The 12,819-nt window shown below is 69.2% G+C and carries 13 protein-coding genes; all 13 read left to right on the top strand.

Features of this window, described 5'->3' with window-relative positions; genetic code table 11:
- Positions 1-166 precede the first annotated feature (166 nt).
- The 13 genes from rplJ to I601_RS21075 all read left to right on the top strand — a co-directional run bounded on the left by rplJ (position 167) and on the right by I601_RS21075 (position 12,755).
- Positions 167-832, top strand: a complete 666-nt coding sequence (rplJ, locus tag I601_RS03650) for a 50S ribosomal protein L10 (RefSeq protein WP_068106577.1) — start codon at positions 167-169, stop codon at positions 830-832.
- A 91-nt stretch (positions 833-923) separates the two neighbouring features.
- The gene (rplL, locus tag I601_RS03645; protein WP_068106574.1) at positions 924-1,307 is read left to right on the top strand and encodes a 50S ribosomal protein L7/L12; all 384 of its coding nucleotides are present in this window, start codon (positions 924-926) and stop codon (positions 1,305-1,307) included.
- A gap of 258 nt (positions 1,308-1,565) precedes the next feature.
- On the top strand, positions 1,566-2,519 hold the full coding sequence (locus I601_RS03640) for an ABC transporter ATP-binding protein (protein WP_068106572.1): 954 nt from the start codon (positions 1,566-1,568) through the stop codon (positions 2,517-2,519).
- Positions 2,520-2,535: 16 nt separating this feature from the next.
- Positions 2,536-3,321: an MlaE family ABC transporter permease gene (locus I601_RS03635; protein ID WP_068106570.1), complete on the top strand. Its 786-nt coding sequence runs from the start codon at positions 2,536-2,538 to the stop codon at positions 3,319-3,321.
- Positions 3,322-3,326: 5 nt separating this feature from the next.
- Complete coding sequence (locus I601_RS03630) at positions 3,327-4,154, top strand: MlaE family ABC transporter permease (RefSeq protein ID WP_068106567.1); 828 nt, start codon at positions 3,327-3,329, stop codon at positions 4,152-4,154.
- Between the two features lie 4 nt (positions 4,155-4,158).
- The gene (locus tag I601_RS03625; RefSeq protein WP_068106563.1) at positions 4,159-5,445 is read left to right on the top strand and encodes an MCE family protein; all 1,287 of its coding nucleotides are present in this window, start codon (positions 4,159-4,161) and stop codon (positions 5,443-5,445) included.
- Positions 5,442-6,479: an MCE family protein gene (locus I601_RS03620; RefSeq protein ID WP_068106560.1), complete on the top strand. Its 1,038-nt coding sequence runs from the start codon at positions 5,442-5,444 to the stop codon at positions 6,477-6,479. Before I601_RS03625 ends, I601_RS03620 begins: the two co-directional genes overlap by 4 nt.
- Positions 6,476-7,456, top strand: coding sequence for an MCE family protein (locus I601_RS03615; RefSeq protein WP_068106557.1), 981 nt, complete (start codon positions 6,476-6,478; stop codon positions 7,454-7,456). Before I601_RS03620 ends, I601_RS03615 begins: the two co-directional genes overlap by 4 nt.
- Entirely contained in the window at positions 7,453-8,607 is a 1,155-nt protein-coding gene (locus tag I601_RS03610) for an MCE family protein (protein WP_068106555.1), read from the top strand. Before I601_RS03615 ends, I601_RS03610 begins: the two co-directional genes overlap by 4 nt.
- Positions 8,607-9,992, top strand: coding sequence for an MCE family protein (locus I601_RS03605; RefSeq protein WP_084527093.1), 1,386 nt, complete (start codon positions 8,607-8,609; stop codon positions 9,990-9,992). The genes I601_RS03610 and I601_RS03605 overlap by 1 nt, the downstream gene beginning before the upstream one ends.
- Positions 9,989-11,278: an MCE family protein gene (locus I601_RS03600; protein WP_068106550.1), complete on the top strand. Its 1,290-nt coding sequence runs from the start codon at positions 9,989-9,991 to the stop codon at positions 11,276-11,278. The genes I601_RS03605 and I601_RS03600 overlap by 4 nt, the downstream gene beginning before the upstream one ends.
- Positions 11,242-11,928: a hypothetical protein gene (locus tag I601_RS03595; RefSeq protein WP_068106547.1), complete on the top strand. Its 687-nt coding sequence runs from the start codon at positions 11,242-11,244 to the stop codon at positions 11,926-11,928. The genes I601_RS03600 and I601_RS03595 overlap by 37 nt, the downstream gene beginning before the upstream one ends.
- Positions 11,925-12,755 carry a J domain-containing protein gene (locus tag I601_RS21075; protein WP_068106544.1) on the top strand — a complete coding sequence of 277 codons (831 nt, stop codon included), beginning with the start codon at positions 11,925-11,927 and terminating at the stop codon, positions 12,753-12,755. Before I601_RS03595 ends, I601_RS21075 begins: the two co-directional genes overlap by 4 nt.
- The last annotated feature ends 64 nt before the right edge of the window (positions 12,756-12,819 follow it).

Below are 12,819 nucleotides of genomic sequence, written 5' to 3'. Positions count from 1 at the left end.
ACCATGCATGTGGTGGGACCGAAAGCTCCGAGAGATCGGGCGACCCGCGCAGGAGACAGAGCAGCCCGTCCTCGACGGGCACCACGCCCTGAGCCTGCGCTCGGGGCGTTCGTCATTTCAGGGCCAGGACCACCGGACCACGGTCTCACCGTCCGGAAGGAGACCCATGGCGCGGCCAGAACGACAGGCAGCCGTCGCAGACATCGTTGAGCAGTTCAACGCTTCTGCTGGCGCAGTGCTGACCGACTACCGCGGTCTCACCGTGAAGGAGCTCCAGGCCCTGCGCCGCTCCCTCGGCGAGAACGCCAACTACGCCGTGGTCAAGAACACGCTGGCCAAGATCGCCGCCAATCAGGTGGGCATCTCCGGCTTCGACGACATCCTCGTCGGCCCCACCGCCATCGCCTTCATCGAAGGTGACATGGTCGAGGCCGCGAAGGGTCTGCGTGACTTTGCCAAGGCAAACCCCGCCCTGATCATCAAGGGCGGCATCATGGACGGCACCCCGCTCTCCGCAGCCGAGGTGGCCAAGCTGGCCGACCTCGAGTCGCGTGAGGTTCTGCTGGGCAAGCTGGCCGGCGCGATGCTCGCGTCGCTCCAGAACGCCGTCTCCCTGTTCCAGGCCCCGATCGCCCAGGTCGCCCGTCTCGCGGGTGCGCTGGAGGCCAAGGCCGAGCAGGACCCCTCGATCCTCGCAGGTGGTGCCGGTACCCCGGCCGCCGCCGAGGAGGCCCCTGCTGCCCCGGCCGACGAGCCGGCAGCCGAGGCCCCCGCCGACGAGGCCCCCGCTGCGGCGGAGACCTCCGACGAGGGCGACACCGCCGAGGCCTGACCTGCCCGGTCAGCTCGGCAGCACACCACCTGAAACCCGGCCGACCCGCACCCGTAGGGGTGCCGGCCACCTAACGGAAGGAACCGCCACCATGGCGAAGCTCAGCACCGTCGAGCTCCTCGACGCGTTCAAGGAGATGACCCTCATCGAGCTCTCCGAGTTCGTGAAGCAGTTCGAGGAGACCTTCGACGTCACCGCCGCGGCCCCCGTTGCCGTGGCCGCTGCCCCCGCCGCCGCCGGCGGCGGCGAGGAGGCCGCTGCCCAGGACGAGTTCGACGTCGTCCTCGAGGCCGCTGGTGACAAGAAGATCAACGTCATCAAGGAGGTGCGCGCCCTCACCTCGCTCGGCCTGAAGGAGGCCAAGGAGCTGGTCGAGGCCGCCCCCAAGGCGATCCTGGAGAAGGTCGACAAGGCCGCGGCGGACAAGGCCAAGGAGGCGCTCGAGGGCGCCGGTGCCACCGTCAGCCTCAAGTGACCTCACGTCACTGACGCCTCAGACCTCCGTCGACCCTCGGGTCGGCGGAGGTCTTTGCATTTGTGCAGGTCGGGCGCGGTGCGTCCAGATCCTGGAGACCGGATGACAGCTTGGTCTCGAAACGCCACCCCCGAGTGACGCAGCCGACAATAATGCGTAACCTCACCGCGCAGGCAGCGTTGTTACCGATGAGTGTGGACCCGTTCGGGTTCCTGCACGGGAGCAGTCCGGCGCGGACCACCACGGAGGGAGCACGGCATGGGCGTGGAGATCCAGGTCAACGACCTGACGAAGTCGTTCGGCAAGCAGCTGATCTGGGGGGACGTGACGCTCACCGTCCCCGCGGGCGAGATCTGCGTGATGCTCGGTCCCTCGGGAACCGGCAAGTCGGTCTTCCTCAAGACCCTCATCGGCCTGCTCAAGCCCGACCGGGGCTCCATCATCATCGAGGGCACCGACATCGCCTCCTGCTCCGAGCGGGAGCTCTACGAGATCCGCAAGCTCTTCGGCGTGCTGTTCCAGGACGGCGCCATGTTCGGCTCGATGAACCTCTACGACAACATCGCCTTCCCGCTGCGCGAGCACACCAAGAAGAGCGAGTCGGAGATCCGCGCGATCGTCATGGAGAAGCTGGACCTCACCGGTCTGATCGGCACCGAGCAGAAGCTGCCCGGTGAGATCTCCGGCGGCATGCGCAAGCGCGCCGGCCTGGCCCGCGCGCTGGTCCTGGACCCCGAGATCGTGCTCTTCGACGAGCCCGACTCCGGCCTCGACCCGGTCCGCACCTCGTTCCTCAACCAGCTCATCGTCGACCTGAACGCCCAGATCGACGCCACGTTCCTGATCGTGACCCACGACATCAACACCGCGCGCACGGTGCCCGACAACATCGGTCTGCTCTACCACAAGCACCTCGCGATGTTCGGTCCCCGCGAGATGCTGCTGAGCTCGGAGGAGCCGGTGGTGCGCCAGTTCCTCAACGCGCAGAAGATCGGCCCCATCGGGATGTCCGAGGAGAAGGACGCCGACGAGCTGGCGGCCGAGTCCGACCAGGAGCTGCCGCCGCTGCCGCCGATCCCGCTCCAGCTCGAGCCCTCCAACGGCATCGCCCGTCGCTCGCAGCGCGAGCCCGGCGCCTGGTGCCGCGAGCGCGGGGTGACCCCGCCCCCGGGGTCGTTCGCCGAGAACGTCTCCATGTCCACCGGGGTCTGAGGGGGACCTGAGACACGTGGCATCGACAACGGCGACCCGGGTCCTCGCCCCCGTGGGGGCGGCCGGCAAGCTCTTCGCCTTCGCCCTCGACGTGGGGCGCGCCCTCTTCCGGCGACCCTTCCAGCTGCGCGAGTTCATCCAGCAGGCCTGGTTCATCGCGTCGGTGACCATCATCCCGACCGCCCTGGTCGCCATCCCCTTCGGTGCGGTCATCGCGCTCCAGGTGGGTGGGCTGATCAAGCAGTTCGGGGCCCAGTCGTTCACCGGTTCCGCCTCCGTGCTGGCGGTGGTCCAGCAGGCCGCGCCCATCGGCACGGCGCTGCTCATCGCCGGGGCAGGCGGCTCCGCCATCGCGGCCGACCTGGGAGCGCGCAAGATCCGTGAGGAGCTCGACGCCATGATGGTGCTGGGCATCGACCCGATCCAGCGGCTCGTGGTGCCCCGCGTCCTCGCGGCGATGCTGGTCGCGGTGTTCCTCAACGGACTGGTCAGCGTCGTCGGGGTGGCGGGCGGCTACGTCTTCAACGTCGGCCTCCAGGGCGGCACGCCCGGCGCCTACATCGCCAGCTTCACGGCCCTGGCCCAGCTCCCGGACCTGTGGGTCGGGCTGCTCAAGGCCCTCGTCTTCGGCATGATCGCCGCGATCGTGGCCGCCTACAAGGGCATGAACGCCAACGGCGGGCCCAAGGGCGTGGGTGACGCGGTGAACGAGTCGGTCGTCATCACCTTCGTGCTGCTGTTCATCGTGAACTTCGTCCTGAGCGCGATCTACCTCCAAGTCATTCCTCCGAAGACGGGCTGAGGCAGATGGCAAGCATCAAGTCGGTCTACACCAGGCCCGCCGGCGCCCTCGACCGCCTCGGCGAGGAGCTGGCGTTCTACATCCGCGCCCTGATGGCCACCCCGCGCTCGATCAAGCGCTACCCCAAGGAGATCCTGCGGATCCTCGCCGAGGTCACCCTCGGTTCGGGGGCGCTGGCCGTCATCGGCGGCACCGTCGGCGTCATCCTCGCGATGACCTTCTTCACCGGCGCCCAGGTGGGCCTGTCCGGGTACGCCGCCCTCGACCAGCTGGGCACGGCCCCGTTCGCCGGCTTCGTCTCGGCCTACTTCAACACCCGCGAGATCGCGCCCCTGGTCGCCGGCATCGCCCTGGCGGCCACCGTCGGCTGCGGCTTCACCGCCCAGCTCGGCGCGATGCGCATCTCCGAGGAGGTCGACGCCCTCGAGGTGATGGCGATCCCTTCGATGCCCTTCCTCGTCACCACCCGGATCGTGGGCGGCCTGATCGCCATCATCCCGCTGTACGTCGTCGGCCTGCTCTCCTCCTACTTCGCGACCCGGTTGACGGTCACGCAGTTCTTCGGCCAGAGCCCCGGCACCTACGACCACTACTTCAACCTGTTCCTGCCACCGGGTGACGTGCTGTGGTCCTTCGGCAAGGTGCTGGTCTTCGCTGTCGCGGTGATCCTGATCCACTGCTACCACGGCTACAACGCCGGTGGCGGTCCTGCCGGCGTGGGCGTCGCCGTGGGTCGTGCGGTGCGGACCAGCATCGTGGCGGTCAACGTGATCGACCTGTTCCTGTCCATGGCCATCTGGGGCTCCAGCACCACTGTCCGGTTGGCGGGTTGAGACGATGATCCTTCGACACACCAAGCTCCTCGGCATCCTCTTCCTCGCCATGCTCGTCGGCGGGGCGTGGCTGACCTACGCGATCTTCACCAAGAAGTTCGTCGAGTACGACGAGGTCACCCTGCAGACCTCCCGCATCGGCCTGCAGCTGCCGGAGCGTGCCGACGTCAAGATCCGCGGCGTCATCGTCGGGGAGGTGCTCGGCTACGTGCCCACCGAGGCCGGTGCCGACATCACGCTGGGCCTCTACCCCGAGGAGACCGGCACGATCCCCGCCGGGGTGACCGGCTCGATCGTCCCCAAGACCCTCTTCGGCGAGAAGTACGTCGCGTTGGTGATGGAGGGCGAGAAGACGTCGTCCGGGCCCACCATCGAGGCCGGCGACGTCATCGACCGCACCGAGGTGGCCACCGAGGTCGAGAAGGTGCTCTCCGACCTCTACCCCCTGCTGCGCACCGTCCAGCCGGCCGAGCTGAACATGACGCTCAACGCGCTGGCCACCGCCCTGGAGGGCCGCGGCGACCAGCTGGGCGAGAACCTCGAGACCCTGGACAGCTACCTCAAGCGCTTCAACCCCCAGCTGCCGGGAGCGATCGAGGACCTGCGCCTGACCGCCCAGGTCTCCGACATCTACGCCGACGTGCTGCCCGAGGTGGGCCAGATCCTGCGGGACCAGGTCACGACGCTGGGCACCCTGGAGGAGCAGTCCGACACCCTCAACGCGCTGTTCCGCGACGTCACCGCCTTCTCCGGCAGCGCCCGGACCTTCCTGGCCGACAACGAGAAGAACCTGATCCGGCTCGGTCAGGTCAGCGAGCCGCAGGTCCGCCTGCTCGCGAAGTACTCCCCGGAGTTCACCTGCCTGACCCGCGGCATCGTCAACGCCGGCAAGCTGCAGGCCGAGGCGTTCCGCAACTTCACGCTGCACATCGTCCTGGAGACGCTGCCCAACCAGCCGCGCGCCTACAACGTCAACGACAAGCCGCGCTACGCGGACAAGAGCGGCCCGAGCTGCCTCACGCTGCCGAACCCGCCGTTCAGCCAGTCGAACCCCGGCGACCAGCCGAACTGGAACGACGGCGTCGACGAGCCGACCGGAAAGGGCACCAGCCGCGTGACTCCCGGATTCTCCTCCAGCGCCGGACAGGGGTACGCCGGCAGCGTCGCCGAGTTCGACCTGCTGAAGTCCCTGCTCGCCCCCGGCATGGGCGTGAGCGCCTCGGAGGTGCCTGACCTGGGCGCCCTGCTGCTGGGGCCGATGGCGCGTGGCGCGGAGGTGAGCCTGAGATGAGGAAGCTCCTCGACGCCCAGACCCTGAGCGCGCTGGTCAAGCTGATGATCTTCGTGGTGATCACGCTGATGGCGACCGGGATCCTGATCATCACGATCGGCAACATCTCCTTCGCCGACTCCAAGGAGTACAAGGCGCAGTTCGTCGACGCCACCGGCGTGGTGAAGGGCGACGACGTGCGCGTGGCCGGCGTCAAGGTCGGCACCGTCACCGGCGTCGAGGTCGTCGACCGCACCCGGGCCCTGGTCAGCTTCGACCTGGAGGAGGAGGTGACGCTCACCGACGCCTCGCGCGCCTCCATCCGCTACCGCAACCTGGTGGGGCAGCGCTACATCTCCCTGACCCAGCAGGTCGGCGACACCACCGAGCTGGAGGAGGGCGACACGATCGACGTCGCGAACACCTCCCCGGCACTCGACCTCACCGTGCTGTTCAACGGGTTCAAGCCGCTCTTCCAGGCGCTGTCGCCCGCTGACGTCAACAAGCTCTCCTACGAGGTCGTCCAGGTCTTCCAGGGCGAGGGCGGCACGCTCGAGAGCCTCCTGGCCAGCACCGCCTCGGTCACCAGCACCCTGGCCGACCGCGACGAGCTGATCAGCGACCTGATCACGAACCTCGACCAGGTGCTCGACAACATCGCCGACCGCGACGACCAGCTCAGCGACCTGATCCTGAACTTCCGCACCCTGGTCAAGGGGCTCAAGCAGGACCGGGGCGCGATCCTCGGCTCGCTCGAGCAGATCTCGCTGCTGTCCGAGCAGACCGCCGGTCTCGTGTCCGGCATCCGGCAGCCGCTCACCGAGGACGTCAAGCAGCTGCGCCGCCTCGCGGGCAACATCAACCGCAACAAGGGCGAGCTCGACCGGGCCCTGCAGGTGCTCCCGATCAAGCTCACCAAGGTCGGGCGCACCGCCATCTACGGCAGCTACTTCAACTTCTTCCTGTGTGGTTTCGAGGGCCGTGTGCGCCTCCCCGGCGGCCAGGCGCTGCCAGTGAACTTCAAGACCGGCGCGGACAGGTGTGATCTGGGATGAAGCCCTTCCACGAGCGGAACCCCGTGATCATCGGCCTGGTCAGCCTCAGCGTGCTGGCCGTGCTCCTGGTCGCGGCCTTCCGGGCCCAGGACCTGCCGCTGATCGGCGGCGGCGACACCTACTACGCCGAGTTCAGCGAGGCCGGCGGCCTGCAGCCCGACGACGAGGTCCGCATCGCCGGTGTGCGGGTGGGCCAGGTCAAGAGCATCGAGCTCCAGGACGGTGTCGTGCGGGTGGCCTTCCAGGTGAAGACCGACTCCGGCTTCGGTCCCGACAGCCGCGCCGACATCCGGGTCAAGACCCTGCTCGGCGCGATGTACGTCTCCGTCGACCCCGCCGGCTCCGGCCAGCTCGAGGAGGGCGCCACCATCCCCGTGGAGCGGACCTCCTCGCCGTTCGACGTCGTGGAGGCCTTCGAGGGGCTCGCCGACACCGCCGGGGACATCGACACCGACCAGCTCGCGCGTTCCCTCACCACGCTGGCCGACCTGACCCGCAACACGCCCGAGGAGTTCCGGGCCGCGCTCGACGGCGTCTCGCGGCTCTCCTCGAACATCGCGGACAAGAACGAGGAGATCGGCAGCCTGCTGACCAACCTCGACCGGGTCGCGACCGTGCTCGACGACCGCGACGAGGACCTCGTCGACCTGATGTCGGACGCGGACGTGCTCTTCCAGGCGCTGGTGCGCCGCCGTGACCAGGTCCACCGGCTGCTGGTGTCGACCAGCGAGCTCTCGCAGGAGCTGACCCGCCTGGTGCGCGACACCCGTGGCGACCTCAAGCCGGCGCTCGACGAGCTCGAGGGCGTCCTGGCGGTGCTGAACAAGAACGAGGACAACATCGACAACAGCATCAGGTTGATGGCGCCGTTCTACCGCGTCTTCGCGAACACGCTGGGCAACGGCCCGTGGTTCGACACCTACATCCAGAACTTCCCGCCCATCCCCGAGGTCCTCAACGGAGGTGGCATCTCGTGAGCGCCGTACGTCAGTTCGCCGCGCCGCTGGTGATCGTGGCCCTGCTCATCGCGGCCGCCCTGACCTTCCTCGGCGGCGACGAGCCCAAGACCCTGACCGCTCAGTTCCCGCGCACCGTGTCGGTCTACGAGGGCTCCGACGTGCGGATCCTCGGGGTCCCGGTCGGCCAGGTGGAGACCGTGGTCCCCTCGGGCACCGAGGTGCTGGTCACGATGAGCTACGACGCCGACGTGCAGGTCCCGGCCGACGCCAGCGCGGTGATCATCGCCCCGTCGATCGTGGGAGACCGCTACATCCAGCTGACCCCGGTCTACGAGGAGGGCGACGAGATCGCCGAGGGCGAGATCCTCGGTGTCGACCGCACCTCGGTGCCGCTCGAGCTCGACGACATCTACGCCAGCCTCGACCGCCTCAACGTGGCCCTGGGCCCCGACGGCGCCAACAAGAACGGCGCGCTGAACGACCTGCTCAAGGTCACCGCGGAGAACTTCGGCGGCCAGGGGGCGGCCTTCAAGCAGACCATCGGCGACTTCAGCCGCCTCTCCGAGACCCTCGACGACAACAAGGACGAGCTCTTCTCGTCGCTGGCCGAGGTGCAGTCCTTCGTCAGCACCCTGGCCGAGAACGACACCACCGTGCGCCAGTTCAACCAGTCCCTCGCTGACGTCTCGGAGCTGCTCGCCGGCGAGCGCCAGGAGCTGGCCGGATCGCTGGCGAACCTGTCCACCGCGCTGGGCGAGGTCAACGACTTCGTCAAGACCAACCGCGACGTCCTCGGACGCGACGTCAAGGGGCTGAACCGGGTGGCGAAGGTCCTGGTCAAGCAGCGCTCGGCGCTCGACGAGGTGCTCGGCACCGCGCCGCTGGCGCTGAACAACCTGGCGCTCACCTACAACCCGCAGGCCGGCACGCTCGACACCAACGCCAACATCGGCAACGCGATCACCCAGCTCGAGACCGAGCCGGCGCTGCTGCTGTGCACCGTGGTCAACTCCGTGGACCCGACCGGCGGTCTCTGCGACATCCTGCAGGACACCCTGCCCCGCCCCGGCGCGCTCGATGCGCTCCGCGGTGGCAAGGGTGCTGCGGCCGGCACCCGTCCCGATCCGTTCGACCCGACCCTGGGTGGTCTCGTGGGGGTGAACCGCTGATGCGCAGGATGCGACTCGCGCTGGTCGTGCTGGCGGCCTCGCTGAGCCTCAGCGCGTGCGACTTCGACGTCTACTCGCTGCCCCTGCCCGGCGGCACCGACACCGGCGACGACCCGATCACCGTCACCGCCCAGTTCCGCGACGTCCTCGACCTGGTCCCCAAGTCGACGGTCAAGTACAACGAGGTCGACGTGGGCAAGGTGCTCAGCGTCGAGCTCGACGGCACGGTCGCCGAGGTGACCATGGAGCTGCGCAACGACACCGAGCTCCCCGACGCCCCGCTGGCCCAGATCCGCCAGACCAGCCTGCTGGGCGAGAAGTTCGTCTCGCTCGCGGCCCCGGCCGACGGCGGCAGCGGCGAGCTCGGCGACGGCGACGTCATCTCCCTGGACCGCACCGGGCGCAACCCGGAGGTCGAGGAGGTGCTCGGCGCGCTGAGCCTGGTGCTCAACGGCGGCGGCGTCGCCCAGCTCAAGACCATCACCCAGGAGCTCAACCTCGCCCTCGAGGGGCGCGAGGACGCCGCGAAGTCCGTGCTGACCCAGGTCGACACCCTCATGGGGACCCTCGACGACAACAAGGCCGACATCGTCGACGCCATCGCGCGCCTCAACGACCTGGCGGTCGCGGTGCGCAAGCAGCAGGGCGACATCAACCTGGCGCTCGACGAGCTGCCCTCCGCCCTGGTGTCCCTGGACCGCCAGCGTGACGACCTCGTCACGATGCTCAAGGCATTGGACCGCCTCGGTGACGTGGGCGTGCGGGTGATCCGGGCGACCAAGCAGGACACCATCGACACCCTGACCCAGCTCCAGCCGGTGCTGACCTCGCTCGCCGACTCCGGCGACGCCTTCGTCAAGGCCTTCAACGTGTTCCTGACCTACCCCTTCGTCGACGAGGTCGTGGGCCGGGACCCGCAGGTGGCCCGCAACCTGCACATGGGCGACTACACCAACCTCGACATCCAGCTCGAGATCGACCTCTCCGGGGGCGTCACCGGCATCCCCAGCGAGCTGCCCACCGTGCTGCCCACCGACCTCGACCCCACGAAGCTGCTGGGTGACGTCGCGAAGTGCCTGGCCAGCGGCAGCCTCACCTCGAAGGCCTGCGCCAAGGTGCTGCAGACCCCCGAGAAGCTCCTCAAGCTGCAGGAGCAGTGCCTGAAGAAGAAGAACAAGGACACCGTCGTCTGCCAGCTGCTGGGCAACCTGCCGGGCCTGCCGAACACGCCCGGCGGCGGGGGAGGCCTGCCGGACCTCCCGATCGTCGGCGGCCTGCTGCGTCCCGGTTTCGACACCGACCGCGGGCCCACCCTGGGCCAGCTCGCCCAGATCTACGACGAGGACCTCGTGATGCTGCTCGTGCCCGGGATGGTGGCCCGATGATCACCCGCCGCACCAAGCTCCAGCTGATGGTCTTCGTGCTCATCACGCTGGTCGGCGTCTCCTACGTCGGGGCCCGCTACGCCCGCCTCGACCGGCTCTTCTACGACAGCTCCTACACCGTGGTGGCGCACTTCGAGCGCTCCGGGGGCATCTTCGCCCAGGGCGAGGTGACCTACCGCGGTGTCGGGATCGGGCGTGTCGACCGGCTCGTGCTCACCGACGACGGCGTCGACGTCCACCTCTCGATCGAGAAGGACTACGACACGATCCCTGCCGACGCCCTCGCCGTGGTGGGCAACCGCTCCGCGGTGGGCGAGCAGTACGTCGAGCTGCAACCGCAGACGGACTCCGAGCCCTACCTCGAGGAGGACTCCGAGATCGCCGTCGAGGACACCCGCACGCCGATCGCCACCGAGACGCTGCTCGAGAACCTGTCGACGACCGTCTCCTCGGTCGACCGGGACGCGCTGCGCACGACCGTCGAGGAGCTCGGCGCCGCCTTCGGGGGGACCGGCGAGGACCTGCAGCGCATCATCGACACCGGCAACTCCTTCATCGAGACCGCCAACGACAACTTCGACGTCACGACCGCGCTGATCCGCGACTCGAACGTGGTGCTCAACGGCCAGATCAGCTCGGAGAGCGCGATCCGCACCTTCGCCAGCCAGCTCTCGCTGTTCAGCGGCACCCTGGCCGACGCCGACCCGGACCTGCGCCGCCTCATCGCCAACGGCTCCCCGGCCGCGGTGCAGCTGCGCGGGCTCATCGAGGACAACCGCATCGAGCTCGGGAGCCTGATCAACAACCTGGTCACCACCGGCGAGGTCGTGGTCCGACACCTCGACGGGATCGAGCAGCTGCTGGTGATCTACCCCTACGTGGTGGAGGGGGGCTTCACCGTCGTCTCGAAGTCCCCGGACACCGGGCTGTACGACGCCCACTTCGGGCTGATCCTCACCGACACCCCCATCTGCAACGCGGGCTACCAGAGCACCGACCGCCGTCCTCCGCAGGACGGTGGCAACCGGCCGATGAACGAGGAGGCACGGTGCACCGAGCCGCCCACGGTCAGCAACGCCCGGGGCGCCCAGAACGTCTACCCGCGACCCGCCGCCTCCTACGACCCCTCCTCGGTGGTCGCCTCCTTCGATCCCGACACCGGGGAGCTGAGCTGGGGGGAGCGCCCGCCGGCCGAGCTGGCCGCACCCGGTAGCGTGGCCCCGCCGACGCTCGGGAAGGAGTCCTGGAAGTGGCTGTTCCTCCAGCCGCTCGTCGCGGACCGCTGACGGGCAGGGCCTCGGCCCCCGCCTTCCGGCTCGTCCTCGCGGGCGTCCTGGCGCTGCTCCTGGTCGCGGGCCTCGTGCTCGTCGCCGTCGTGGTGCTGACCCGCAGCTCGAGCACCGACGGCAACCTCGCCGAGCGGGTCGCCAACGTCGCGCAGGGACGCAACGAGATCCAGGACGAGCGTGAGCAGGTCATGGACGTCGCGTCGCAGTTCATGCTCCGCGTCAACACCTACGGCCCGGACCTGCTGGACGAGGACGGGCAGATGCCGGAGTACCGCGACCTGGTCTCCGAGCTGATCACCGCGAAGTTCCGCGCCGACTTCGAGGAGCAGGTCGGCACCGCCGAGCAGACCGTGGCCGAGGCCGGTCTGGGTCGTGCCAGCGAGGTGTACGCCGTCGGTGTGTCCACCCTCGACTCCGACTCGGCCACCGCGCTGGTGGCCGGGCAGTTCACCAACTCCTTCCCTCAGGGCAAGGACGAGGAGCGGGTCGACGGCGCTCCCGCCCAGTTCCGGGTGCGCGTCGAGCTCGTCAAGGTCGGCGGCGAGTGGCAGGTCGACGCCTTCGCCCCGGTCACCGGACCGGCCACCGACCCGACGGACCCCACCGGCCCCTCGAGCGATCCGAGCACCGACGGGGGAGAGCAGTGAGCGCCTCCGTGGCCAGCTGGTACGACGTCCTGGGCGTCGAGCCCGACGCGAGCCCGGAGCAGGTGCGGGAGGCCTGGCGCGCCGGCATCGCCGACCTCGACCCCAGCGAACGCCGCTTCCGGCTGCTCAACCAGGCCGCCGAGGTCCTGCTGGACCCCGAGCGTCGCGCCGAGCACGACGCCGCCCTGGCAGCCGACGCTGCTGAACCGTCTGCTGAACCGTCCGCCACGCCGTCTGCTGAACCGTCCGCTGCGCCGTCCGCTGAACCGTCCGCTGCGCCGTCCGCTGGGCCGGCCAGGGCGTCGTCGCTGCCCCTGGTGCCCGGGTGGGTCCTGGTGGTGCTCACGGTGCTGGCCGTGCTCTCCGTGGGTGCTGCGGTCCTGGTGTGGGTCCAGCCCAACGAGCGCATCGTGTCCTCCGCGGACGGCGGCAACGCGATCGAGGCGTCGGCCGAGCAGGCGCGCGCCGTCGCCGAGCGGGCAGTGGGTCCGGTGCTGTCCTACGACTACCGCACCTTCGAGGAGTCCACCGCTGCCGCACGCTCGTACATGACCACCGGCTACCAGCAGGAGTACGACCAGCTCGTCGCCGCGCTCGAGCCGAACCTCGAGGAGGTGCAGCCGGTGGTGGAGGTCGAGGTGGTCGACTCCGCCGTGGTGCGCACCAGCGGCGACCGCGTCGACGTGCTGGTCTTCGTGAACCGTCCCACCCTGCGCAAGGGGATGGAGCAGGCCGAGGTCTACAAGGACCAGGTGACGATGCGCATGGTGCGCGAGGACGGCGAGTGGCTGGTCGGCGACCTGTCCACGAACCAGCTCGAGGACTGAGAGAGCTCCGCTGATCGGCGCCGCACGCGGCCGCGGTGCTTGACCTGCGGCCCGCGGGGGCTCA

Source organism: Nocardioides dokdonensis FR1436 (assembly GCF_001653335.1).
Lineage (GTDB): Bacteria > Actinomycetota > Actinomycetes > Propionibacteriales > Nocardioidaceae > Nocardioides > Nocardioides dokdonensis.
The sequence above is the reverse complement of the archived record's forward strand: the minus strand, read 5'-3'. Positions and strand labels throughout refer to the sequence as shown.